Origin of the sequence: Streptomyces sp. MMG1533, from assembly GCF_001279775.1 — a bacterium.
Classification (GTDB): domain Bacteria; phylum Actinomycetota; class Actinomycetes; order Streptomycetales; family Streptomycetaceae; genus Streptomyces.
In genome coordinates this window covers 1-25,256 of sequence record NZ_LGDG01000009.1, presented here as the reverse complement: position 1 = coordinate 25,256, position 25,256 = coordinate 1, and the positions used below count along the sequence as shown (strand labels likewise).

The 25,256-nt window shown below is 71.0% G+C and carries 15 protein-coding genes; 10 read left to right on the top strand and 5 right to left on the bottom strand.

The window, feature by feature from the left end; genetic code table 11:
- Positions 1-455: 455 nt before the first annotated feature.
- The 4 genes from ADK57_RS02935 to ADK57_RS02920 all read right to left on the bottom strand — a co-directional run bounded on the left by ADK57_RS02935 (position 456) and on the right by ADK57_RS02920 (position 4,949).
- Entirely contained in the window at positions 456-959 is a 504-nt protein-coding gene (locus tag ADK57_RS02935; protein ID WP_053747740.1) for an ATP-binding protein, read from the bottom strand.
- 263 nt (positions 960-1,222) lie between these two features.
- Positions 1,223-1,990, bottom strand: a complete 768-nt coding sequence (locus ADK57_RS02930; protein ID WP_053747739.1) for an enoyl-CoA hydratase/isomerase family protein — start codon at positions 1,988-1,990, stop codon at positions 1,223-1,225.
- Between the two features lie 299 nt (positions 1,991-2,289).
- A complete protein-coding gene (locus ADK57_RS02925; RefSeq protein ID WP_053747738.1) occupies positions 2,290-3,531 on the bottom strand; it encodes a L,D-transpeptidase in 1,242 nt (413 codons plus the stop codon).
- A 173-nt stretch (positions 3,532-3,704) separates the two neighbouring features.
- Positions 3,705-4,949: a L,D-transpeptidase gene (locus ADK57_RS02920; RefSeq protein ID WP_053747737.1), complete on the bottom strand. Its 1,245-nt coding sequence runs from the start codon at positions 4,947-4,949 to the stop codon at positions 3,705-3,707.
- 152 nt (positions 4,950-5,101) lie between these two features.
- Between ADK57_RS02920 and glgX the strand changes: the two genes are divergently transcribed.
- From glgX to ADK57_RS02880, 8 genes are all read left to right on the top strand, one after another.
- Positions 5,102-7,336, top strand: a complete 2,235-nt coding sequence (gene glgX, locus ADK57_RS02915) for a glycogen debranching protein GlgX (RefSeq protein ID WP_053747736.1) — start codon at positions 5,102-5,104, stop codon at positions 7,334-7,336.
- Positions 7,337-7,556: 220 nt separating this feature from the next.
- Positions 7,557-9,347 (top strand): ABC transporter ATP-binding protein, encoded by a 1,791-nt coding sequence (locus ADK57_RS02910; RefSeq protein ID WP_053747735.1) that lies wholly within the window; start codon positions 7,557-7,559, stop codon positions 9,345-9,347.
- Between the two features lie 2 nt (positions 9,348-9,349).
- Entirely contained in the window at positions 9,350-11,218 is a 1,869-nt protein-coding gene (locus ADK57_RS02905) for an ABC transporter ATP-binding protein (RefSeq protein WP_107091465.1), read from the top strand.
- A 13-nt stretch (positions 11,219-11,231) separates the two neighbouring features.
- Complete coding sequence (locus ADK57_RS02900; RefSeq protein ID WP_053747733.1) at positions 11,232-12,980, top strand: ABC transporter ATP-binding protein; 1,749 nt, start codon at positions 11,232-11,234, stop codon at positions 12,978-12,980.
- The gene (locus ADK57_RS02895; protein WP_053747732.1) at positions 12,977-14,749 is read left to right on the top strand and encodes an ABC transporter ATP-binding protein; all 1,773 of its coding nucleotides are present in this window, start codon (positions 12,977-12,979) and stop codon (positions 14,747-14,749) included. The genes ADK57_RS02900 and ADK57_RS02895 overlap by 4 nt, the downstream gene beginning before the upstream one ends.
- A gap of 277 nt (positions 14,750-15,026) precedes the next feature.
- Positions 15,027-17,090 carry a M4 family metallopeptidase gene (locus ADK57_RS02890; protein WP_053747731.1) on the top strand — a complete coding sequence of 688 codons (2,064 nt, stop codon included), beginning with the start codon at positions 15,027-15,029 and terminating at the stop codon, positions 17,088-17,090.
- A gap of 309 nt (positions 17,091-17,399) precedes the next feature.
- Positions 17,400-19,067, top strand: coding sequence for a M4 family metallopeptidase (locus ADK57_RS02885; protein WP_053747730.1), 1,668 nt, complete (start codon positions 17,400-17,402; stop codon positions 19,065-19,067).
- 71 nt (positions 19,068-19,138) lie between these two features.
- A complete protein-coding gene (locus ADK57_RS02880; RefSeq protein ID WP_053747729.1) occupies positions 19,139-19,657 on the top strand; it encodes a DUF1990 domain-containing protein in 519 nt (172 codons plus the stop codon).
- 76 nt (positions 19,658-19,733) lie between these two features.
- On the opposite strand, the gene ADK57_RS02875 is transcribed toward ADK57_RS02880, so the two are convergent.
- Positions 19,734-22,352 (bottom strand): glycosyltransferase family 1 protein, encoded by a 2,619-nt coding sequence (locus ADK57_RS02875; RefSeq protein ID WP_053747728.1) that lies wholly within the window; start codon positions 22,350-22,352, stop codon positions 19,734-19,736.
- Positions 22,353-22,641: 289 nt separating this feature from the next.
- Between ADK57_RS02875 and ADK57_RS02870 the strand changes: the two genes are divergently transcribed.
- The gene (locus ADK57_RS02870) at positions 22,642-23,841 is read left to right on the top strand and encodes a S8 family peptidase (RefSeq protein ID WP_053747727.1); all 1,200 of its coding nucleotides are present in this window, start codon (positions 22,642-22,644) and stop codon (positions 23,839-23,841) included.
- A 218-nt stretch (positions 23,842-24,059) separates the two neighbouring features.
- On the top strand, positions 24,060-25,256 hold a 1,197-nt coding region (locus tag ADK57_RS02865), incomplete at its 3' end, for a maltotransferase domain-containing protein (RefSeq protein WP_159049996.1).

The following is a 25,256-nucleotide window of genomic DNA, read 5'->3' as shown; positions in this document are numbered from 1 at the left end:
GGGGGGTGGCGGGTCTGCCGGAAGGGCTGGTGGCCGGGGCCGGGTGGGCCACTGCTCCGTGGGTCGCGCAGCCCTCGGTGAGGGCGCCTGCGGTGACGAAGGCGGCGCCTGCGCGGAGGGCCGTACGGCGGTCGGTCGTGGTCACCCGCACCATTTAAGGGTGGTTACGGGGGAAAACGGGTGATTCAGCCGAACGGCGGCGGTACGGGTCGCGTGGAGCGGGCGGACTTTCTTTCGCCCCCGCCGCCCCTACCCGTCCCATCCCCAGGGGCGCCACCCCTTCGACCCCGGCAGGGGCACTGCCCCCGCACCCCGCTGGGGCTGCGCCCCAGACCCCGCTTCGGCCCGAAGGGCCTCGTCCTCGAACGCCGGACGGGCTGGAGGTGAGCGGTGCGCACAGGGGCGGAGCACCCGGCAAGGCAAGGCAGGCATCGACGCCGGGGCACCGCTCGCCCTCAGCGGTCCGCCACCCTCATCTCGAACCACGTCGTCTTGCCTCGCGGCAGCAGGTCCACGCCCCAGCGGTCGGAGAGCTTGTCCACCAGGAACAGCCCCCGCCCGCTGATGTCCATCTCCTGGACCGGCATCAGACACGGCAGGCCCCGGGACGGGTCGCGGACCTCGACGCGGATCCAGCCGCGACGGCGGCGCATGCGGAGGCCGAAGACGCGGGCGCCGGTGTGGCGTACGGCGTTGCCGACGAGTTCGGAGACCAGTAAGACCGCGTCTTCGGTCATCTTGGGGGTGAGGCCCCACTGGCGGAGGACGACAACCTGGGCCAGCCGGCGGGCCGTTGCCGCGGACTCGGGGCGGGACGGCAGCGGAACCTCCGCCTCCGTGGGGTTGCCGAACAGTTCGAGTGCCTTGAGTGCGCGTTCGTCCTCGACCGCCGGAGACCAGCGCGCCGCGGTCGCACGGCTCTCTCCCCGCGGCTGTTCGATACCCTCCAGCCCCGCCATGCCCCCATCATGGCCGCCCACTCCGCTCTCCGGGGCCGTTCCTGACGAATACGCCCCCCGGAATCCGCCATTCCGCGCGGGTCGTCCGGCATATGCCGATGGCACTTCAGTGCCTCGAACAGCCCGTCTGACCTGCGGCGGAGGCTCCGAGGACGGCAATCGACAGACTCCCTCGACAAGGCAGACTTAAGGTTGCCTTAAGGCTCCCATAAACCGCCCCATCGAGGGACCCCGGATCAGACGCCGCGTCAATTGCAAGCGGTTCAGAGAAACTTCGCCTTGCCGGGGCCTTCTTCCACAAAGCTCTTCATTCCGCGCTCGCGGTCCTCCGTGGCGAACAGGCCCGCGAACCAGTTCCGTTCCACGGCCAGGCCCGTCTCGATGTCCGTCTCCAAGCCGGTGTCGATCGACTCCTTCGCCGCACGCAGTGCGATCGCCGGTCCCTGCGCCAGCTTCGCCGCCCACGCGTGCGCCTGTGTGTACACCTCGTCGGCCGGGACCACCCGGTCCACCAGGCCCAGCGTCAGCGCCTCGTCCGCCTTCACCATCCGGCCGGTGAAGATCAGGTCCTTCGCCTTGGAGGGGCCGACCAGCCGGGACAGGCGCTGGGTGCCGCCCGCGCCCGGGATCAGGCCGAGCAGGATCTCCGGCTGGCCCAGCTTGGCGTTGTCGCCGGCGATCCGGAAGTCCGCGCAGAGCGCCAGCTCGCAACCGCCGCCCAGCGCATAGCCCGCGACGGCCGCCACCACCGGCTTGGGGATGCGGGCCACCGCCGTGAACGAGTCCTGCAGGGCGCGGGCACGCAGGACCATCGCCGCGTGGTCCATGGCCTGCATCTCCTTGATGTCCGCGCCCGCCGCGAACACCTTCTCCCCTCCGTAGATCACCACCGCCCGTACGTCGTCCCGGCGGCCCGCCTCCTCGGCGAGCTCCTTGAGCCGGTCCTGGGTGGCGATGTCCAGCGCGTTCATGGGCGGGCGGTCGAGGCGGATGGTGCCGACGCCCTCGGCGACTTCGAGATTCACGGTCATGCAGGCAGGTTAACGGGGACTAACGACAACCGACTCGGTGCAGTCGGTCACACCCCGGCCGGGGGTCCGGGGGTCGTCCCCCAGGCAGACACAGCACGGGGACCACCGACAACCGGGGGTCCGGGGGTCGTCCCCCAGGCAGACACAGCACGGGGACCACCGACAACCGACTCGGCGCAGACGGTCACACCCCGGCCGGGGGTCCGGGGGTTGCCCCCCAGGCAGGCACAGCACGGGGACCAACGACAACCGGCCCCGGTGCCATACCTCGCACCAGGGCCGTACGTCTGCCAGGAGTCCTACGCCTTCCACTTCTCCCACGACATGTTCCAGCCGTTGAGCCCGTTGTCGGGCGCGACCGTCGCGTCGTCGGAGTTCTTCACGACCACCACGTCGCCGATCATCGAGTGGTTGAAGAACCACGCGGCCGGCACGCCGCTGTCGTAGCCGCCCTTCACGTCGCGCAGGCCCACGCAGCCGTGGCTGGCGTTGTAGTTGCCGAACGCGCCGCCGCCCCAGTAGTTGCCGTGGATGAAGGTGCCGGAGTTGGTCAGGCGGATGGCGTGCGGGACGTCCTTGATGTCGTACTCGCCGCCGTAGCCGACGGTCTCGCCGTTCATCCGGGTCACCGTGAGCTTCTCGCTCATGACCATCTGGCCGTTCCAGGTGTCGTAGCCGGGCTTGCCGGTGGTGACCGGGATGGTCTTGACGACCTTGCCGTCCTGCATGACCTTCATCGTGTGCTTGGCGGCGTCCACGACCGAGACCTGGTTGCGGCCGACGGTGAAGGAGACGGTCTTGGCCTGCTTGCCGTAGACGCCGTCGCGGCCCTCCACGCCGTCGAGGTTGAGGTCGACGGTGACCTTGGTGCCTTCCTTCCAGTACTCCTCGGGTCGGAAGTCCAGGCGGTCGTTGCCGAACCAGTGGCCTTCGACGTCGACGGCCGGCTCGGTCTTGATGCTGATGGCCTTCTCGACGTCCTCGGGGTTCGTGATGCCCCGGGTGAAGCGGATCGAGAACGGCATTCCGACGCCGACCTTCGAACCGTCCTCGGGGGTGAAGGTGCCGATGAACGTGTTCTGCGGCGTGAGGGTGGTGAAGCTGGAGTCCTCGGCTGCCGTGCGGCCCTCGGAGTCCTTGGCGATCGCGTGCACCGTGTACTTGGTGCCGGAAGCCAGGTGGGTGGACGGAGTCCAGGTCGCACCGTCGGCGGCGATCTTCCCCGCCACCGCGGTGCCCTCGGCGTCCTTGACCTCGACCTCGGTCAACTCACCCTTGGCGACGCTGACCTTGAGCGCCCCGCTGGTGTCGACGGACTTGGCGCCGTCCTTCGGGGCTATGGAGACGACGGCCTTCGACTGTACGGTCTCCGCCTGGGAGGAGTCCGCGCCCTCCCCCTTCCCCTCCCCGGAGTCGGAGCCGCCGCCCCCGCCGCACGCGGTGACGGCCAGCAGCAGGACGCCGAGTATCAGCGCCAACAGCCCCCTGTGGCCCCGCCCCCGCGCGTCAACCGACGCCCCCGATATCGGTCGCACGTTCAAGTCTTCTCCCCTCGCGGGGCCTGGCCCGGCCCGGCCCCCGCTCCCCCGCGCGCACCGCCGCGCACATCGGCGCATCGTAACCACAAGGTCAGGGGCGTCGGCGGCTCATGATTGTCACTGTTCCGTACCGACTTCAACGGATAGTTGGATCACCCCGCCCCCCCTCGGTCGGGTTACTTCAACGCACTGCCCGCCTTCCATGCCTTCCATCCCATATTCCACCCTGAGAGCCCGTTGTCGGGAGCGACCTCTTTGTCATTGCTGTGGACGACCTCGATGACGTCCCCGACGAGGCTGCGGTCGAAGAACCAGCCCGCGGGCGTGTCCGAACCACCGCCCTTGACGTCCCTCAGTCCCACGCAGCCGTGGCTGACATTGACCCGCCCGAAGGCGTCCGGAGCCCAGTAGTTGCCGTGCAGGAAGGTGCCGGAGTCGGTCAGGCGCATGGCGTGCGGGACGTCCGGGATGTCGTACTCGCCCTTGCCGTTCTTCTTCTTGAAGCCGACCGTCGCGCCGTTCATCCGGGTCAGCTCGAACATCTCGGTGACGACCATCTTCCCGTTGTACGTCGTCGTCTTGGGGGCGCCGGCCGTGATCGGCACAGTGGCCAGCAGCTCGCCGTCCCGCCGGACCTCCATGGTGTGCTTGGCCGCGTCGACCAGGGAGACCTGACTGCGGCCGACGGTGAAGGAGAACGTCTTGTACTGAAGGCCGTAGACCCCGGGCGAGCTTTCCACGTCTCGCAGTCTGAGCGAGACCGTGACCCGGGTGCCGGGCTTCCAGTACTGCTCGGGACGGAAGTCGAGGCGGCCGTTGTCGAACCAGTGCGGGCGGATCTCGACGGGTGGCTGCGCGGTGACGTGGATGGCACGTTCGACGGCCGCGCGGTGCTCGACCTCCCGGTTGAACTCCAGGGAGACGATCATTCCGGTGCCGACGACGGAGCGGTTCTCCGGGCTGACGTATCCGATGAAGCGCTCTGCGGGGACGTGCGTCGTGAAGGTGGTGTGGCGCGCCGAACGGCGGCCGTGGCCGTCCCGGGCGACCGCGTCGATCGTGTACTTGGCGGCCAGTGCGAGTTTCGGGTCGTCGGGTTCCCAGCTCAGGCCGTCGTCGGAGAAGTGGCCTGATACCGGGGACTCCTGCGCGTCCTGGGATCTGACCACCTTGACCGACTCCAGACGTCCGTCGGGCACCCCCACCCGGAGCTTCTCCTCGGGACGTACCCCTTTGGTTCCGTCGTCCGGCGAGATCCGGATGACCTCCTCGGGTGCGGGGGGCTTGCCGAGCCCGCCGATGTCGATGGCGCCCTTGCCGTCGGTAGTGCAGCCGGTGGCCCCGGCCAGCAGTCCTGCCCATGTCAGTACGGCGGCCAATGCGACCCCCGCGCGCCGTGCGCGCCCAGTTACGTGCCTCACGGCGTGCCCAACGACCGGGCCTGCTTCGGGGAAACGTGAGTGCGACCCAAGCTCTGGGCAGAACAGTGGGGAGAACGACGCGAGGGGGTGCAGCGGTCGGGACGCCGCACGCCCTTTCCCGGGTCGTTCCACGAGCCGTGGGAGGCTGACAGGTGTCCAGCGCAGCCGAGCAGGAGGCGGTGGCCGAGGACGGGCGCCCCGCCGCCGTCGTGAACGGCGCGCGCCGCACCGCGCCACCGCCGGCCGTGCCCGTGCGGCCGGGGGCACCGATGCCGCTGGGGGCCCGTTTCCGGGTCGGCCCGGACGGTGTGGCGGGCACCAACTTCGCGTTGTGGGCGGGCGGGGCCGAGGCGGTCGAGCTCTGCCTGTTCGACGAGGCCGGCAAGGAGACGCGGGCCCGGTTGACGGAGCTGACCCACGAGATCTGGCACGGCTTCGTGCCGGGCGTGATGCCCGGCCAGCGCTACGGCTATCGGGTGCAGGGCCGCTGGGACCCGTGGACCGGCGGCCGCTGGAACCCGGCGAAGCTGCTCCTCGACCCGTACGCGCGCGCGGTGGACGGCGACTTCAGCCTCCCGCCGGAGGTGTACGGGCACGTCCGCGACTGGCCCCAGCAGCACGTCGCGGACACCGTGCGCGACGACCGGGACTCGGCGCCGTACGTCCCGAAGGGTGTCGTCGTGCACGATGACGACGACTGGGCGGACGACCACCGTCCGAAGACGCCGTGGGCCGACTCGGTGATCTACGAGGTGCACGTACGGGGGTTCACGCGGCTGCACCCCGGGATTCCGGAGGAGCTCCGGGGCACGTACGCCGGACTGGCCCATCCGGCGGCGATCGAGCACCTGGTGAAGCTGGGCGTGACGGCCGTCGAGCTGCTCCCCGTCCACCAGTTCGCACACGAGGACCATCTGCTGCGCAAGGGCCTGAAGAACTACTGGGGCTACAACTCGGTCGGCTACTTCGCACCGCACGCCGCCTACGCCGCCTCCGGTACGACGGGACAGCAGGTCGGCGAGTTCAAGCGCATGGTCCACGCGCTGCACGAGGCCGGTATCGAGGTCATCCTCGACGTGGTCTACAACCACACGGCGGAGGCGGGAGAGCTGGGCCCGACGCTCTCCCTGAAGGGCATCGACAACCGGGGGTACTACCGGTTGCAGTCGGACGCCCGGCGCTACGCCGACTACACGGGCTGCGGCAACACCCTGCACGTGGTCCAGCCGCACGTCCTGCGCCTGATCACGGACTCGCTGCGCTACTGGGTGACCGAGATGGGCGTGGACGGCTTCCGCTTCGACCTGGCGGCCGCGCTGGCCCGCTCGATGCACGACGTCGACATGCTGTCGCCGTTCCTGGCCGTGATCGCGCAGGACCCGGTGCTGCGGCGGGTGAAACTGATCGCCGAGCCGTGGGACGTCGGGTCCGGGGGCTATCAGGTCGGCGCCTTTCCACCCCTGTGGACGGAGTGGAACGACCGCTACCGCAACGCCGTGCGGGACTTCTGGCGAGGTGCGCTGCCGGACGTGCGCGACCTGGGCTACCGCCTGTCGGGGTCGAGCGACCTGTACGCCTGGGGCGGCCGCCGCCCCTACGCCTCGGTCAACTTCATCACCGCGCACGACGGTTTCACCCTGCGGGACCTCGTCTCGTACGAGCGCAAGCACAACGAGGCGAACGGCGAGGGCAACCGGGACGGGACGGACGACAACCGGTCGTGGAACTGCGGGGCGGAGGGGGAGACGGACGACGAGCGCGTACGGGCGCTCAGGCGCCGCCAGTTGCGGAACCTGCTGACGACCCTGCTGCTGTCGACCGGCGTGCCGATGCTGGTTGCCGGGGACGAGCTGGGGCGGACCCAGCGCGGCAACAACAACGCGTACTGCCAGGACAACGAGATCAGCTGGGTCGACTGGAGCCTGCTGGAGGACCCGGGCTGGAAGCCCCTGTTCGACCTGACCGCCCGTCTGATCGACCTGCGCCACCGCCACCCCGTGCTGCGCCGCCGGGCCTTCTTCTCCGGGCGGGCGCACTCGGCGGACGGCCTGCGGGACCTGGCCTGGTTCACGGCACGCGGCACGGAGATGACGGAGCGGGACTGGTACGCCCCCGCCGCCACCCTCGGCATGTACCTCTCCGGCCGGGACATCCCCGGCCGCGACGAGCGCGGCGCCCCGATCCTCGACGACAGCTTCCTCGCCGTCCTGCACGCCGGGGACCGGCCGGTGAGCTTCGTGCTGCCGGGGCCGCCGTGGGCGGAGCGGTACGAGGTGGTCGTCGACACGGCACGGGAGGAGCAGGGGGAGGCGCCCGGGGTGGTACACCGGGCGGGGGCGGCCATCACGGTGCCGGCGCGGGCTGTGTTGCTGCTGAAGGCGGGCTGAGAGCGGGCTTCCGCAGTGTGGACGTGTTCGTAGCCCCCTCCCTCTTCGCCTTCCCCTCGACCGGTCGAGGCCGTCGCACGACCCTCACGTCTTCGCCGCACCACCCTCACGTCATCGTCGTGCGACCCCTCGAACACGCAGGTCGTAGGACCTGCGGCCGATCCGGGTACGGCCAAAACTCGGTGGGCGTTGTCAGTGCCGATCCGTAGGCTCGCTGCTGATGGCGACGACACCTGCAACCACCAAGGACCCCGAAAAACCCGGCGACCGGTCGGCCGTGCGCACGCTGTTGCGCCTGTGGCCGTACGTCCGGCCCGTGCGCGTACGGCTGTTCACGGCCGCGTTCGTCGCGGTGCTCGCCTCGTGCGCGGGCCTGGTGATTCCGCTCGTGCTGAAGTGGATGGTGGACGGGCCGGTCGCCGAGGGGGATTCGGCGGGGGTGTGGCTCGGGGCGCTGTACCTGCTGCTGCTCGGGCTCGCGGAGGCGCTGCTGTTCGGGCTGCGGCGGTGGCTGGTGGCGCGGCCGCTCGCGGGGGTCGAGGCGGGGATGCGGGCCGATCTCTACCGGCATCTCCAGCGGCTGCCGGTGGCCTTCCACGACCGGTGGGCGTCGGGACAGCTGCTGTCCCGGGGCACGACGGACCTGATGCTGCTGCGCATGTTCCTCGCCTTTCCGCTGACGTTCCTGCTGGTCAACGGCGTGACGATCGTCATCGGCGTGGTGATCATGCTGATCCAGGACTGGTCGCTCGGGCTGGTGATCCTCGGTCCGGCGATCCCCGTGATCGTCACGTGCGTGGTCTTCGAGACGCGGTACACCGAGGTGGCACGGCGGGCACAGGACCAGGTGGGCGATCTGACGACGGTCGTCGAGGAGAGCGTGCTCGGCATCCGGATCATCAAGGGGTTCGGGCGGCACCGGAGTCAGGCACGGGCGTTCCGGGAGCTGTCGCGGACCCTGCGGGGGACGGAACTGCGCAAGGCGGGGCTGCTGGCGACGATCTGGGGCGTCATCGTGACGCTGCCGGAGGTGGCGATCGGGGTGGCGCTGGTGCTGGGCACCGTGCAGGTGGCGGACGGGGAGCTGTCGGCGGGGACGCTGGTGGCCTTTCTCTCGACGGCACTTGCGCTGCGGTGGCCGGTGGACTCGATCGGGTTCCTGCTGGCCATGAGCCAGGAGGCCGCCACCGCCACGGAGCGGTACTTCGAGGTGATGGACGAGGAGCCCGAGTCGCAGGCGACGGCCGCCGCCACGCGGTCCGAGGACAGCGGGCTGCGGTTCCAGGAGGTGTCGTTCCGCTACCCCGACGCCCCCGAGGACTCACCCCCGGTCCTCGACCGCATAGACCTCCACATCCGCCCCGGCGAGTCCATGGCCCTCGTCGGTGCCACCGGAAGCGGCAAGACCACGCTCACCGCGCTGGTGCCGCGCCTGCACGAGGTGACGTCCGGGCGGATCACCCTCGACGGCGAGGACATCACCGGCATGTCCCGTGAGGAGCTGCGCTCGAAGGTGGCCGTCGCCTTCGAGGAGCCGACGCTGTTCTCCGCCGGGGTCGGGGACAACGTACTCATGGGGGCTCAAGGCACCGCAGGGCAGACCGAGTTGGAGCGGGCGCTGGCCGTCGCGCAGGCCGACTTCGTGTACGGGTTGCCGCAGGGCACGGACACCCAGGTCGGCGAGCAGGGGCACAGTCTGTCGGGCGGGCAGCGGCAGCGGCTGGCGTTGGCCAGAGCCGTGGTCGGCAGGCCGAGGTTCCTCGTGCTGGACGACCCGCTGTCCGCTCTGGACGTGCACACCGAGGCCGCCGTCGAGGCCGCGCTGCGGGACGTCCTCGCCGAGACCACGGGCCTGATCGTGGCGCACCGGCCGTCGACCGTCCTGCTCGCCGACCGGGTCGCCCTGCTCTCCGGCGGCCGGATCGCCGCCGTCGGCACCCACCAGGAACTGCTGCGCACGAACGCCGAGTACGCCCATCTGATGGCCGGGACCGAGGAGGCAGCCCGATGACCGTGCAGGCGCCCACGACCACCGCACGGGACAAGGAGCAGCCGGGCAGAGAGCAACCGGCCGAGGAAACCGCCCGGCAGGACGACGCGTTCGACCGCGACGTCCTGCCCACCCCCCCGGGCGCCACCGCCGCCCTCCTGCGCTCCCTGCTCGCCCCGATGAAGGCCCGCGTCGCCGTCACGACGCTCCTGCTGCTGCTCCAGCAGGCGGCAACCCAGGCGGGCCCGCTGCTGGTGGCGTACGCCATCGACAGCGCCGTCCCCGCGTTCCGCGACCACGACAACGGCCCCCTCGTCGCGGTCGGCGTCGGCTATCTGCTGTGCGCGCTCGCCTCCGGCGCCCTGCAGTCCGCGTTCGTCGTCGCCGCCGCCCGCGTCAACCAGGACGTGCTGCTCGACCTGCGCGGCCGCATCTTCCGCCACGCGCAGGCGCTGAGCGTCGACTTCCACGAGCGTTACACCTCGGGCCGGCTCATCTCCCGCTCCACCACGGACGTGGAGTCGCTGCGCGAGCTGCTCAACGAGGGCCTGCAGGAACTGGTCGGCATCGTCCTGTCCTTCGCCTACATCTCGGCGCTGCTGCTCTGGCTCGACCTGGGGCTCGGCGCGGTGGCGGTGGCGTCGTTCGTGCCGCTCTATCTGCTCATACGGCTCTACCGGCGGCGTGCGGGGCGGGTGTACCGGGCGCGGTCGACGGCCATCGCGGCCGTGATCGTGAAGTTCGTCGAGACGATGAACGGCATCCGTCCGGTGCGCGCGTTCCGCCGCGAGGCGGTCAACGACGCCGACTTCGGAGTGCTGAACACCCGGCACGAGCGGACCAACGGCGACGCGCTGCTCGAGATGGCCCGTTATGTGGTCGGTTCCCGGCTGGTCGCCAACACGTCGGTCGCGGTGATCGTGCTGTGGGGCGCGCACCGGGTGGCGGACGGCTCGCTGGAGCTGGGTGTGCTGGCGGCCGCGGTGCTGTATCTGCGGCGGCTGTACGACCCCATCGACCGGCTGGGGATGTTCCTGAACTCCTACCAGTCGGCGGCGGCCTCCCTGGAGAAGATCGCCGGGCTGCTCGCCCAGACGCCGTCCGTGCCCGAGCCGCGGGCGCCCCAGCAGCTCCCGCCTCTCGAGTCCGAACACCCCGGCCGCGAGGTCGTCTTCGACGGGGTGCGCTTCGCCTACCGCACCGGCGGCGAGGTGCTGCCCCGCTTCGACCTGACGCTGCCGGCCGGGCAGACGGTCGCGGTCGTCGGCTCGACCGGCGCGGGCAAGTCGACCCTGGCCAAGCTGCTCGCCCGCTTCTACGACCCCTCCGACGGCCGGGTGTCGCTGGACGGCGTCGACCTGCGCGACCTCGCCGTGCCCGAACTGCGGCGCGGGGTGGTGATGGTGACGCAGGAGGCGTTCCTGTTCTCCGGCACGGTCGCCGAGAACATCGCCATCGGGCGGCCGGACGCCACCCGCGAGGAGATCGAGGAGGCCGCGAAGGCGATCGGCGCGCACGACTTCGTCACCGCGCTGCCCGACGGCTACGACACGGACGTACGCAAGCGGGGCGGCCGTATCTCCGCCGGACAGCGCCAACTCGTGGCCTTCGCCAGGGCGTTGCTCGCCGACCCGGCCGTGCTGATCCTCGACGAGGCGACCAGCTCGCTCGACATCCCGGGCGAGCGGGCCGTCCAGCGCGCGATGGCGACGGTACTGAAGGGGCGTACGGCCGTGGTCATCGCGCACCGGCTGTCGACCGTGGAGATCGCGGACCGGGTGCTGGTCATGGAGCACGGGCGGATCGTCGAGGACGGCAGCCCGGACGAACTCGTCGCGGGCACGGGCCGGTTCGCCGATCTGCACAGGGCCTGGCGGGACAGTCTGGCGTGAGAAGCGGGGAGAGATGATCGACGCGTACGAGGATCCCGGCACGCCCGACTGTCGCAGCGGCGGCCGGTATCTGTGGTGGCTGGTGCGGTGCCAGCCGGGCCGGTCCGCCGCCGGGGCGCTGTTGGGCAGTACCTGGATGGTGCTGCTCGCGGCCACGCCGTATCTGATGGCCCGGGCGATCGACGACGGCCTGGAGCCGGGAAACATGGGCGCGCTGGCCGGCTGGAGCGTCGCGCTGTTCGTCGTGGGGTCGTTCAACGCCTGGCTGAGCATCATGCGGCACCGCACGATGACCCGGGTGCGGATGGACGCCAATTTCCGCACGGTCAAGGTCGTCGTCGGGCAGGCGGTCCGGCTGGGCGCCGCGCTGTCGCGGCGGGCGGGTGCCGGCGAGGTCGTCACGATCGGTGTGGGCGACGTGCAGACGATCAGCCAGTCCCTGACCGTCGTCGGGCCCGGGGTCGGCGCGGTCGTCGCCTATCTGACGGTCGCCGGGCTGCTGCTGTCGGTCTCGACGCTCATCGCCGTGGTGGTGCTTCTCGGGATACCGGTGATCATCCTGCTCGTCGGGCCGCTGCTCGCCCGCCTTCAGGGCACCGAGACGGAGTACCGGGAACGGCAGGGCGTGCTGACCGCCCGGATCGCCGACCTCGCGGGCGGGCTGCGGGTCCTCAACGGCCTCGGTGGCAAAGGGCTGTTCGCCGACGCCTTCCACCGGGACTCGCAGCGGCTGCGGTCGCAGGGCTACCGGGTAGGGGCGGTGACCAGCTGGGTGCAGGCGCTCGGGGTGGGACTGCCGACGCTGTTCATGGTCGTCGTGACCTGGCTGGCGGCCCGGCTCGCCGCCCAAGGCGCCATCACCGTCGGCGAGTTGGTGTCGGTCTACGGCTATGTGGCGGTCCTGGTGGGGCCGGTGGCGTTCTGGGTGGAGTGCGGCTACCAGATCAGCCGCGGTCTGGTGGCGGCCCGGCGGGTCGTACGGTTCCTGCGCCTGGAGCCGATGGCGGACACCGGCATCCGGGACGGGCCCGCGGAGCCCTCGGTGCTGCACGACCCCGCGTCGGGCGTACGGGTGCTGCCGGGGCGGCTGACCGCGCTGGCCGGCGCGCGCCCCGCCGACACCGCGGCCGTGCTCGACCGCCTCGGCCGGTACGCCCCGTCGGCGGCGACCTGGGGCGGGGTGCCGCTCGACGAGATCGCGCTGGCGCAGGTCAGGCAGCGGATCCTGGTCGCCGACCACGAGGCCGACCTGTTCGCGGGCACCCTGCGCGAACTGGTCGGCGGCGGGGACGAGGAGAGCGTCGGGCGGGCCGTGCACACGGCCGTCGCCGACGACATCGTGCAGGGCCTGCCGGACGGGCTCGACTCGGCGATCGACGCGCAGGGCCGCAACCTCTCCGGCGGCCAGCGCCAGCGCGTGCGGCTGGTGCGGGCGCTGCTCGCCGACCCCGAGGTGCTGCTCGCCGTCGAACCCACCTCGGCGCTCGACGCCCACACCGAGGCACGGGTGGCCGAGCGGCTGCGGGCCGCGCGCGAGGGCCGTACAACGGTCGTCACCACCACCTCCCCGCTCGTGCTGGACCGCGCGGACACCGTGCTCCACCTGGTCGACGGCAAGGTCGCCGCCACCGGCAGCCACCGCGAACTGCTGGACAGGGAGCCGGGATACCGGGCACTGGTGGCGCGGGACGCGGACCTCGCGGACACCCCAGACGTCGCGGACACCCCAGACGTCACAGACGCCGAGGAGGCCGTACGGTGACCGGCTCGACGAGCTCTTCCGGGCAGTTACCCGTCGCCGAACCCGCCGACGTGCGGCGGGCCTCCGTGCGACTGGTGAGGGCCGACGGCCGGGCCTTCACGGCGACACTCGCGCTGAACGGGCTGGCCGCCGTCGCGGGGCTCGCCGGGCCGTGGCTGCTCGGGCGGATCATCGACGACGTACGCGACGGGGGCGGGGTGTCGGCCGTGGACCGGCTGGCGCTGGCCCTCCTGGTGTGCGCGGTGGCGGAGTTGCTGCTGGCGCGCTGGGCGCGGTACGTCGGGCACCGGTTCGGGGAGCGGACCCTGGCCCGGGTGCGCGAGGAGTTCGTCGACCGGACGCTGGCGCTGCCCGCGTCGGTGGTGGAGCGGGCCGGCACCGGCGATCTGACCGCCCGCGGTACGGCCGACGTGGCCACCGTCGGCACCACACTGCGTGACGCCGGGCCCGAACTGCTCATCAACGGCGTGCAGTTCCTGTTCGCGCTGGTGGCGGTGTTCGTGATCGACCCGCTGCTCGGTGCGGTCGGCGTGCTGGGCCTCACGCCGATCTGGTTCGCCCTGCGGTGGTATCTGCGCCGGGCGCGCGCCGGCTATCTCGCCGAGGGCGCGGCCGTCTCCGAGGTCGCCGAGATCGTCGCGGCGACCGCGTCGGGCGCGCGCACGGTCGAGGCGCTCCGCCTGGAGGAGCGGCGGATCAGGGCGAGCCGGGAGGTCCTGGAGACGTCCCGGCGCACCCGCTTCCACACCCTCTACCTGCGCACGGTGTTCTTCCCGGTGGTGGAGGTGTCGTACCTGATCCCCGTGGCCGGGGTGCTGGTGATCGGCGGGATGCTGCACGCCGACGGTGCGATGAGCCTGGGCGCGGTGGTGGCGGCGGCACTGTATCTGCGGCAGATGAGCGAGCCCCTCGACCAGATCCTGGTCCGCGTGGAGCAACTGCAGAGCAGCAGCGCCTCGTTCGCCCGCGTGGAGGGGCTGGCCCGGGCCCCGCGGGCCGACGCGGCCGACGCCCCCGTCCCGGCGGACGACCTGATCGAGGTGACCGGCGTGCGCTACGCCTACGACCGGGGCGGCGAGGTGCTGCGCGGCGTCGATCTGACCGTGCGCCCCGGTGAACGGCTCGCGGTCGTCGGTCCCTCCGGTGCCGGCAAGACCACCCTGAGCCGGCTGCTGGCGGGCGTGGACGCGCCCGGCACCGGCACGGTGACCGTCGGCGGGGTGCCCGTCGTCGGACTCGGCCCCGAGCAGCTGCGCCGCCAGGTCGTCCTGGTCACCCAGGAACACCACGTCTTCCTCGGCACGGTCCGCGACAACCTCCTGATCGCCGAACCCGGGGCTGTGGACGACGACTTGTGGTCCGCGCTGGACGCGGTCGGGGCGGGCACGTGGGTACGCGAGCTGCCCGACGGCCTCGACACGACCCTGGGCGAGAGGGGTTGCCGTACGGACGGCTCCCAGGCCCAGCAACTCGCCCTCGCCCGCGTCGTCCTGGCGGACCCGCACACCCTGATCCTCGACGAGGCCACGGCCCTGCTCGACCCGACCACCGCCCGCCACACCGAGCGCGCCCTGGCCGCCGTACTCGAAGGCCGCACCGTCATCGCCATCGCCCACCGCCTGCACACCGCCCACGACGCGGACCGCGTGGCGGTGATGGAGGACGGCCTGCTGACCGAACTCGGCACGCATGACGAACTGGTGGCGGCGGACGGGGCGTACGCGGCGTTGTGGGGGTCGTGGCACGGGGACCGGCCGCAGTCCGGCTAGGGACGACTGTTCCGTATAGCGAACACGAACAACCGGACAACGAACGATTTCCAGCCAACTTTCTGACGCGCTCCTGACAGAAACCGCCATCTCCTGCGACTCTTCCCACGGCCGCTTCACAGCAACCCCACATGTTGCACCGCTGTGTGCGCGGCCTGGGGCCGCAAGGCCCCGGCTCCCGCACGAGGTTCCGCGCACCGCCCTGTTCTGCCCGGACGGCCCACCCGCCGACCGGTCTTCCCTGGCCGCGCGACCCGCGGCCGTGCAGAAGGAGTCAGTGTTGAGAAGGTCCTCCCACAGACGCACCTCCCACACCCGCACCATCACCCCGCGCAGGGCCGCCGCAGTGGCCCTCGTCGGCGTGTCCGCCCTGATCGCCGCGGCCGTCCAGTCGGGCGCCGCCACCGCAGCCCCGGCGAAGGCACCGTCGGCCGCGGGCAAGGTCATACCGGGCGCGGAGTCGGTCAAGCTGACCCCCGCCCAGCGCGCCGCGCTCATCCGCGAGGCCGACGCCGGCAAGGCGGAGACCGCCGAGGAACTGGGCCTGGGCGCCAAGGAGAAGCTGGTCGTCCGTGACGTCCTCAAGGACGGCAACGGCACGGTCCACACCCGCTACGAGCGCACCTACGACGGTCTGCCCGTCCTCGGTGGCGACCTCGTCGTGGAGAGCACGAAGGCGGACGCGACCGAGGCCGTCGTCAAGGCCACCCGAGCCGCCATCAAGCCGGCGACCACCACGGCCAAGCTGTCCGCGGCCAAGGCCGAGACGCAGGCGCTCGCCGCGGCCAAGGCCGAGGACGCCAAGAGCCCCGACGTCAACCGCGCCCCGCGCAAGGTGATCTGGGCGGCCGAAGGCAAGCCGGCCCTGGCGTACGAGACGGTCGTCGGCGGCTTCCAGCACGACGGCACCCCGCAGGAGCTGCACGTCGTCACCGACGCGGCGACCGGCGAGAAGCTGTACGAGTGGGAGGCCATCGAGACCGGCACCGGCAACACGGTGTACAGCGGCACGGTCACCCTCGGCACCACGCAGTCCGGGACGACGTACAACCTCACGGACGGCACCCGCGGCGGCCACAAGACGTACAACCTCAACCGCGGCACCTCCGGCACCGGCACGCTGTTCTCCGGCTCGGACGACATCTGGGGCAACGGCAGCCCGTCGAACCTGGAGTCGGCGGCGGCGGACGCGCACTACGGGGCCGCGCTGACCTGGGACTACTACAAGAACGTGCACGGCCGCAGCGGCATCCGAGGCGACGGTGTGGGCGCCTACTCCCGGGTCCACTACGGCAGCAACTACGTCAACGCCTTCTGGTCCGACAGCTGCTTCTGCATGACGTACGGCGACGGCTCGGGCAACACCAACCCGCTGACGTCGATCGACGTGGCCGCGCACGAGATGACCCACGGGCTCACCTCCAACACGGCGGGGCTCAACTACAGCGGCGAGTCCGGCGGCCTGAACGAGGCGACCTCCGACATCTTCGGGTCGACCGTCGAGTTCTACGCCAACAACTCCTCCGACGTCGGTGACTACCTCATCGGCGAGGAGATCGACATCAACGGCGACGGCACCCCGCTGCGCTACATGGACCGGCCGAGCCAGGACGGCTCGTCCAAGGACAGCTGGTACTCCGGCATCGGCTCGATCGACGTGCACTACTCCTCGGGCCCCGCGAACCACTTCTTCTACCTGCTGAGCGAGGGCAGCGGCGCCAAGACCATCAACGGCGTCAGCTACAACTCGCCCACCGCGGACGGCCTCGCGGTCACCGGCATCGGCCGGGACAAGGCGGAGAAGATCTGGTTCCGCGCGCTGACCACCAAGTTCACCTCGACCACCAACTACGCGGCGGCCCGCACCGGCAGCCTCGCCGCGGCAGGTGAGCTGTACGGCACGACGAGCGCCGAGTACAAGGCGGTGCAGGACGCCTGGGCGGGCGTCGCGGTCGGCGCCCGCTCCGACGGTGGCGGCGGTGGCGGTGGCGGCACCTCCTTCGAGAACGCGACCGACGTATCGATTCCGGACAACGGGGCGGCGGTCACCTCGTCGATCACGGTGTCCGGGCGGACGGGCAACGCGCCGTCGAACCTCGCGGTGGCGGTCGACATCGTCCACACCTACATCGGTGACCTCCAGGTCCAGCTGGTCGCCCCCGACGGCACGGCGTACACCCTCAAGGCGTACGGCACCGGGGGCAGCGCGGACAACATCAGCACCACGTACACGGTGAACGCCTCCTCCGAAGTCGCCAACGGGACCTGGCAGTTGAGGGTTCAGGACAACGCGGCCCTGGACACCGGCCACATCAACAGCTGGAAGCTCACCTTCCCGTAGACCGTACGGGCCCACAAGGCCCCGCAGGCTCCTCGTACAGGGCGCCGCCCCGGTGGTTCGACTCCCCGGGGCGGCGCCCTCTTTTTGCCCACTCCATGCCGACGGCTTGTTGGGTTTTTGCCGAGGTCAACTCCCTTCACATTCCCGCAATATTCAGCCGCACGTCGTTTTTCGGCCAACATCACCAGAGGGTCATGACATGTACGCGGCGCCAATGCCACTCTTCCTCACACCCGCCGCACAACTTCACAACCACTCCGGCCGACCGCCCCCATGGCCGACCGGACTCCCCCACATGAAGGAGCTTGTGTGTCCTCCGTCTACGCGCGTCACAAGCGCACCACTCTGGCCATCGCCACCACCGTCGCCGCCGGAGCCCTGCTCACCACAGGTCTGACCGCCGTCAGCGCCTCCGCCCAGACCCCGGTGGACAGCACCAGCGCCGCGAAGCCCCTCGCCGCCCCGACCACGCTCGCTCCGGCCGCGCGCACCGCGCTCATCCAGCAGCAGCAGGACGCCGCGGGCGACACCGCCCAGGAGATAGGCCTCGGCGCCAAGGAGAAGCTGGTCGTCAGAGACGTCGTCAAGGACGCCGACGGCACGGTCCACACCCGCTACGAGCGCACCTACGCGGGCCTGCCCGTCCTCGGCGGCGACCTGGTCGTCCACGAGTCGAAGGCCGGCGCGACCCAGGGCGTCACCAAGGCGACCAAGACCACCATCAAGGTCGCCTCGCTCAAGCCCGCGATCGCCGCGACCAAGGCGGAGAAGCAGGCCCTGACCGCCGCGGAGTCGGCCGGCTCGGAGAAGACCGAGGCCGACGCCGCGCCCCGCAAGGTGATCTGGGCGGGCAACGGCAGCACGCCGACCCTCGCCTACGAGACGGTCGTCGGCGGCCTCCAGGAGGACGGCACCCCGAACCAGCTGCACGTCATCACCGACGCCGCCACCGGCAAGAAGCTCTTCGAATACCAGGGCATCGAGACCGGCACCGGCAAGAGCCTCTACTCCGGCACCGTCACCCTCGGCACGTACCTGTCGGGCTCGACGTACCAGCTGTACGACACCTCGCGCGGCGGTCACAAGACGTACAACAAGGCGCACGGCACCAGCTCCTCCGCCGGCACCCTGTTCACCGACGCCGACGACACGTGGGGCACCGGCGCCGCCTCCAGCTCGACCACCGACCAGACCGCGGCCGTCGACGCCGCGTACGGCGCGCAGACGACCTGGGACTTCTACAAGAGCACGTTCGGCCGCAGCGGCATCAAGAACGACGGCAAGGCCGCCTACTCCCGCGTCCACTACGGCAACGCGTACGTCAACGCGTTCTGGGACGACAGCTGCTTCTGCATGACGTACGGCGACGGCGAGAGCAACACGCACCCGCTGACGTCGCTGGACGTGGCCGGCCACGAGATGACGCACGGCGTCACCTCGAACACTGCGGGCCTGAACTACTCGGGCGAGTCCGGCGGTCTGAACGAGGCCACGTCCGACATCTTCGGCACGGCGGTCGAGTTCTACGCGGCGAACTCCAACGACGTCGGTGACTACCTCATCGGCGAGGAGATCGACATCAACGGCGACGGCAGCCCGCTGCGCTACATGGACCAGCCCAGCAAGGACGGCGGTTCGGCCAACTACTGGTCGTCGTCGCTGAAGAACCTGGACGTCCACTACTCGTCCGGCCCGGCGAACCACTTCTTCTACATGCTCAGCGAGGGCAGCGGCAGCAAGACCATCAACGGGGTCAGCTACAACTCCCCGACCTACAACAGCTCCACCGTCACCGGCATCGGACGCGCCAAGGCCGTCCAGATCTGGTACAAGGCGCTGACCGAGTACTTCACGTCGACCACCACGTACGCGGGCGCCCGCACCGGCACCCTGAGCGCGGCGGCGGCCCTGTACGGCTCCACCAGCACCGAGTACAAGGCGGTCGCGGCGGCCTGGTCGGCGGTCAACGTCAGCTGACTTCTCGCCAGTTGAGATGGGCGGCCCCCGGGACGAAGGCATTCCCGGGGGCCGCCCTACTCTTGGGTGCCATGCCCTTGACGGACTTCACGTACGACGATGTCGGCGCCACCCGGCAGCACGGCTTCTGCCCGCCCGGCTTCCACCCCATGCACGTGCGCACGCGCATCGGTGAGGGCGAGGAGGTCTTCCGCAGGGCCTGCGAGGCGGTCCTCACCTGGGAGATGCACCGCGAGCTGGGCGTCGGCATAGACGCGAGCGCGGAACGCGCCGCCCCCGAGGTCGACGTCACCGTCACCCTCGCCGGACTGATCAAGGCTCCATGCCGCGTGGTCTGGACGGTCGAGGAACCCCGCCGCACCGGCTGGGCGTACGGCACGCTGCCCGGCCACCCGGAGTGCGGCGAGGAGTCCTTCGTCGTGGACCGCACCGGCGACGGCACGGTCTGGCTGACGATCTCCGCGTTCAGCCGGAGCGCCAAGTGGTACGCCCGCGCGGGCGGCCCGGCGACCCGGGGGTTGCAGCACGCGTACGCCCGGCGGTGCGGGGCGGTGCTGCGGAGGCTGTGCGCGCCGGTCGAGGAGATCTGAGCCGGCTCACCGCACCAGCACCCCGCCGCCTCACCGCACCAGCACCGCCGCCGCACCACCCCGGCACCCCGCCGCCTCACCTCATCAGCACCCCCGCCGCCTCCACCACGTCCTCCGACGGCAGCGCCACCAGCCCCGGCTCCGCACCGGACGCCAGCAGCCGGTGCGCGGGGAGGATGCGGACCGTGTAGCCGTAGGGCCCGGTGCGGTCCAGGGACAGCGGGCCCTCGTACACCCAGCGACCCTCCGGATCCGGCCCGCCCGCCGGTTTCAGCGGGACGGTCGTGGCGTCGGTGATGCGGTCCTCCCCGTCCACCCGGCCGGAGACCGCCTGCACCTCGACGTCCTCGGGGGCGAGCCCGCCGAGGCCGACGCGCACCCTCAGCCCGAGGGTCGTGCCGAGTTCGGCGGTGGCGATGGCGGTGGTCGTCTCGACGTGGTCGACGGTCACCCCGTGCCAGGCCGAGCGGAGCCGGGACTTCCACTCCGCCAGTTCGCGGGCGGCGTCGGGGTCCATCGTGCGGTGGGCGTGGGCGGCCGGGGCGTAGAGCCGCTCCACGTACTCGCGGACCATGCGCCCGGCCAGCACCTTCGGGCCGAGCAGGGTGAGGGTCTGGCGGACCATCTCGATCCAGCGGTCGGGCAGCCCGCCCTGCCCGCGCTCGTAGAAGCGCGGGGTGACCCGCTGTTCGAGCAGGTCGTAGAGCGCGTCGGCCTCTATGTCGTCCCGCCGGTCGGGATCGGTGCCGGCCCCGTCGGCGGTGGGGATCGACCAGCCGAAGTCGGGCTGGAACCACTCGTCCCACCAACCGTCCAGGACGGAGAGGTTGAGGCAGCCGTTGAGCGCGGCCTTCATGCCGGACGTGCCACAGGCCTCCAGCGGCCGTAGCGGGTTGTTCAGCCAGATGTCGCAGCCCGGATAGAGCTTCTGCGCCATCGCCATGCCGTAATCCGGCAGGAACACGATCCGGTGCCGCACCCGCGGATCGTCCGCGAACCTCACCAGTTCCTGCACCAGCCGCTTCCCGCCGTCGTCCGCCGGGTGCGCCTTGCCCGCGACCACGATCTGGATCGGCCGCTCCGGGTGCAGCAGCAGGTCCATCAGCCGGTCGCGGTCGCGCAGCATCAGGGTCAGGCGCTTGTACGACGGGACGCGCCGCGCGAACCCGATGGTGAGGACGTCGGGGTCGAGCACGCCGTCGATCCAGCCCAGCTCTGCCGTGCCCGCCCCGCGTTGCCGCCAGGAGGCGCGCAACCGCTCCCGCACCTCGGTCACCAGTTGCTCGCGCAGGTTGCGCCGCAGCTCCCAGATGTCCTGGTCGGGGATGTCGGCGACCGCGTCCCAGCGGTCCGAGCCGCCGACGGTCATGGCGTCCTCGGTGCGCTGCGCGCCGATCTGCCGGGCGCCCAGCCGGAAGACCTCGGGGGCGACCCAGGTAGGGGCGTGCACCCCGTTGGTCACAGAGGTGATCGGCACCTCCTCGGCGTCGAATTCCGGCCAGAGTCCGGAGAACATCTCCCGGCTGACTTTGCCGTGCAGCAGGGAGACTCCGTTGGCGCGCTGGGCGAGGCGCAGGCCCATCACGGCCATGTTGAAGAGGTTGGGTTCGCCGCCGGGGTAGGTCTCCATGCCCAGTTGCAGGACGCGTCCGACGTCGATGCGCGGGAGTTCGGCGTCGGGGCCGAAGTGGTGGGCGACCAGTTCGCGGTCGAAGCGGTCGATGCCGGCCGGGACGGGGGTGTGCGTGGTGAAGACGGTCCCGGCCCGGACCGCTTCGAGGGCGGAGTCGAAGTCCAGCCCCTCCGCGCACAGTTCGGCGATCCGCTCCAGGCCGAGGAAGCCCGCGTGGCCCTCGTTGGTGTGGAAGACCTCGGGTTCGGCGTGGCCGGTGAGCCGGCAGTACGTCCGCAGCGCCCTGACTCCTCCTATGCCGAGGAGCATCTCCTGCAACAGCCGGTGTTCGCTGCCGCCGCCGTAGAGCCGGTCGGTCACCCCGCGTTCGCCGAGGTCGTTCTCCTCGACGTCCGAGTCGAGCATCAGCAGCGGCACCCGGCCGACCTGGGCCAGCCAGATCCGGGCGTGCAGCCGCTTGCCGCCGGGCAGGGCCAGGGAGACCTGGGCCGGGGTGCCGTCGGGTTCCTTGAGCAGGGCCACCGGCAGCTCGTTCGGGTCGAGCACCGGATAGTGCTCCTGCTGCCAGCCGTCCCGGGACAGGGACTGGCGGAAGTAGCCGTGCCGGTAGAGCAGCCCGACACCGATCAGCGGAACGCCGAGGTCACTGGCCGCCTTCAGATGGTCGCCGGCGAGGATGCCGAGGCCGCCGGAGTACTGGGGCAGGGCCGCCGTGATGCCGAACTCGGGCGAGAAGTAGGCGACGGCCAAGGGGAGTGCGGACGTCTGGGCCTGGTACCAGCGGGCGCCGGTCACGTAGTCGTTCAGGTCGTCGGCGGCCGCGGTGAGCCGGCGCAGGAACCGGCGGTCCTCGGCCAGTTCGGCGAGCCGCGCGGGGGGCACACTGCCGAGCAGCCGTACGGGGTCACCGCCCGAGGCGGCCCAGCGCTCGGGATCGACGGACTGGAAGAGATCGCGGGTCTCCGCATGCCAGGACCAGCGCAGATTGCGCGCGAGATCACTCAGCGGCCGGAGGGGGTCGGGGAGCACGGGTCGGACGGTGAATCGACGGATCGCCTTCACATTCCACCTCAAGCGAGCGTGAGGAAGAGGACGCACGTCGGTGTGCGTCCCGTCGTCAGCTTCGAAGGTATCGGGGACAGGCCCTTCGTAACCACGGCGCCTTCTCGCGAGCCCCCCTTCCGGCCGCACTCGATGACCACTGATCCGATTTGGCCGATTCCGCCCCCGTAGGCGCCCTTGTCGTACTTCACACCGCACGACAGGCTGCCAAGTGGCGTACCGGCCCGAGAAGCCGCGCACGCGGTGACCCCGGCTGTCGTACGCCGAGTTGAGGAGGGGGTACAAAGCCATGGCACGGACGCGAACACGGCGTCTGCGCCGGGCGGGGGGCCTGACCGCGGTGACCTGTGCCGCGGCGCTTTCGGCCATCACCCTGCCCGCGCACGCCGTACCGGAGGGGCGGATACTCGGCGCCGGACAACCCGGCTCCGTCGGCGGAAGTTACCTGGTGACACTCGAGGGGGGCACGAAGGCCCCGTCGGCGGCCGGAAAGGAGCTGGCCGAGAAGTACGGGGCGCAAATCAGCCATACATACGGCACGGTCATGAACGGCTACGCCGTCAGGGCCAACGAGAGACAGGCCAAGCTGCTCGCGGCCGACCCGCACGTCGCCTCGGTCGTCCAGGACACCCGGGTGACCGTGGACCACGTCCAGAAGAACCCGCCGTCCTGGGGCCTGGACCGCATCGACCAGCCGAGCCTGCCACTGAACAAGAGTTACACCTGGCCGGAGTCCGCGGGGGCGGGCGTCACGGTCTACGTGATCGACACCGGCATCCGGATCGGCCACACCGACTTCGGCGGCCGGGCGAGCTACGGCTGGGACTTCGTCGGCGGCGACAAGAGCGCGGGCGACGGCAACGGCCACGGCACCCATGTCGCCGGCACGGTCGCCGGCACCAGGTACGGCGTGGCCAAGAAGGCCAAGGTGGTCGCCGTACGCGTCCTCGACAACGCGGGCGCGGGCACCACCGCCCAGGTCATCGCCGGTATCGACTGGGTCACCAGGAACGCGAGGAAACCCGCGGTCGCCAACCTCAGCCTGGGCGGCTATCACAACGCCCAGCTGGACGCGGCCGTACGCAAGTCCGTCGCGTCCGGCGTGACCTACACGGTCGCCGCGGGCAACGACGGCCTGCCGGCCTCGCTCTACTCCCCCGCGGACGTGGGGCAGGCGATCACGGTCGGCGCGAGTGACAAGAAGGACGCCAGGGCGAGCTTCTCCAACTACGGCTCTGCCCTGGACCTGTTCGCGCCAGGTGTGTCGATCACCTCGGCGTCCATCGCGAGCAACACCGCCACCGCCACCTATTCCGGTACGTCGATGGCGTCACCGCACGCGGCGGGCACGGCCGCGCTCTATCTCGCGGACCACCGAAAGGCCACACCGGCGCAGGTCGGCAAGGCACTTGTCGACCTGGGGGCAGCCGGAAAGGTCTCCGGTCGGGGCCTGGGATCACCGAACAAACTTCTCCAGGTACCGCGCTGACCGGGGGCTGACTCCCGCACCGGCCCCGTTCGGCCTGAACGGGGCCGCTCTTGTGTGTAGACATACGCGTGAGTAGTTAACAAAGTGCCGGATTGCTCACCCGAATAGGGTGGGAAGGCTCCTCCGGTACGCCCCTCAGCAAGACCCTAGGGACACCACGCAGGACCCACCTCCCCACATCCATCCGCCCACCCACGTTGACGCGGACAGGAGCGGTCATGCCCGCCACGCACCACTCGTCAGCACCCCCGACACCGAGCACAGAGGCAGTACCCGTGCGCCCGGTCGACGACGGTCCGCCGGCCCCGGAGCCACCCTCCGCGGGCGACGCCGTCGCCGGTATCGGACGCATACCCGTCCTCGACGTCCGCCCGGTCGTCCAGCACGGACGCAGGCCCGCCAAGGCCGTCACCGGCGAGACCTTCGAGATCTCGGCCACCGTCTTCCGCGAGGGGCACGACGCCGTCGCCGCCAACGTCGTCCTGACGGATCCGGAAGGCCGTCCCGGCCCCTGGACGCCGATGCGCGAACTGGCCCCCGGCACCGACCGCTGGGGCGCCACCGTCAGCGCCGACGCGCCCGGCCGCTGGACGTACACCGTTCAGGCGTGGGGCGATCCCGTCACCACCTGGCGGCACCACGCCCAGATCAAGATCCCCGCGGGCATGGACACGGAACTCGTCCTGGAGGAGGGCGCCCGGCTGTACGAGCGGGCAGCCGCCGACGTCCCCAAGAAGGGCAAACGGCAGGTCCTCCGCGCCGCCGTCGCCGCCCTGCGCGACGAGACCCGCCCCGCGGCGGCCCGACTGGCCGCCGCGTTGACGCCGGAGGTGGACGCGGTCCTCGCCCGGTATCCGCTGCGGGAGCTGGTGACGGCGTCGGAGACGCTGCCGTTGCTGGTGGAGCGGGAGCGGGCGTTGTACGGCTCCTGGTACGAGTTCTTCCCACGCTCCGAAGGCACGCCCGAGCAGCCGCACGGCACCTTCCGCACCGCGGCCAAAAGGCTTCCGGCGATCGCGGCCATGGGCTTCGACGTCGTGTATCTGCCGCCGATCCATCCGATCGGCCAGACCTTCCGCAAGGGCCGCAACAACACCCTCTCCCCCGGGCCGGAGGATGTGGGGGTGCCCTGGGCGATCGGGTCCCCGGAGGGCGGTCATGACGCGGTCCACCCGGATCTGGGGACGATCGAGGACTTCGACCGGTTCGTGGGCCGGGCCCGTGAACTGGGCCTGGAGATCGCTCTCGACTTCGCGTTGCAGTGCTCGCCCGACCATCCGTGGGTGCAGAAGCATCCGGAGTGGTTCCACCACCGGCCGGACGGCACGATCGCGTACGCGGAGAACCCGCCGAAGAAGTACCAGGACATCTACCCGATCGCCTTCGACGCCGACATGGACGGCCTGATCGCCGAG

What these genes read in the sequence shown, in the direction of transcription:
- ADK57_RS02935 (WP_053747740.1), bottom strand. Translation starts at nt 959, where the DNA reads ATGGCGGGGCTGGAGGGTATCGAACAGCCGCGGGGAGAGAGCCGTGCG.
- ADK57_RS02930 (WP_053747739.1), bottom strand. Translation starts at nt 1,990, where the DNA reads ATGACCGTGAATCTCGAAGTCGCCGAGGGCGTCGGCACCATCCGCCTC.
- ADK57_RS02910 (WP_053747735.1), top strand. Translation starts at nt 7,557, where the DNA reads ATGGCGACGACACCTGCAACCACCAAGGACCCCGAAAAACCCGGCGAC.
- ADK57_RS02900 (WP_053747733.1), top strand. Translation starts at nt 11,232, where the DNA reads ATGATCGACGCGTACGAGGATCCCGGCACGCCCGACTGTCGCAGCGGC.
- ADK57_RS02880 (WP_053747729.1), top strand. Translation starts at nt 19,139, where the DNA reads ATGCCCTTGACGGACTTCACGTACGACGATGTCGGCGCCACCCGGCAG.
- ADK57_RS02870 (WP_053747727.1), top strand. Translation starts at nt 22,642, where the DNA reads ATGGCACGGACGCGAACACGGCGTCTGCGCCGGGCGGGGGGCCTGACC.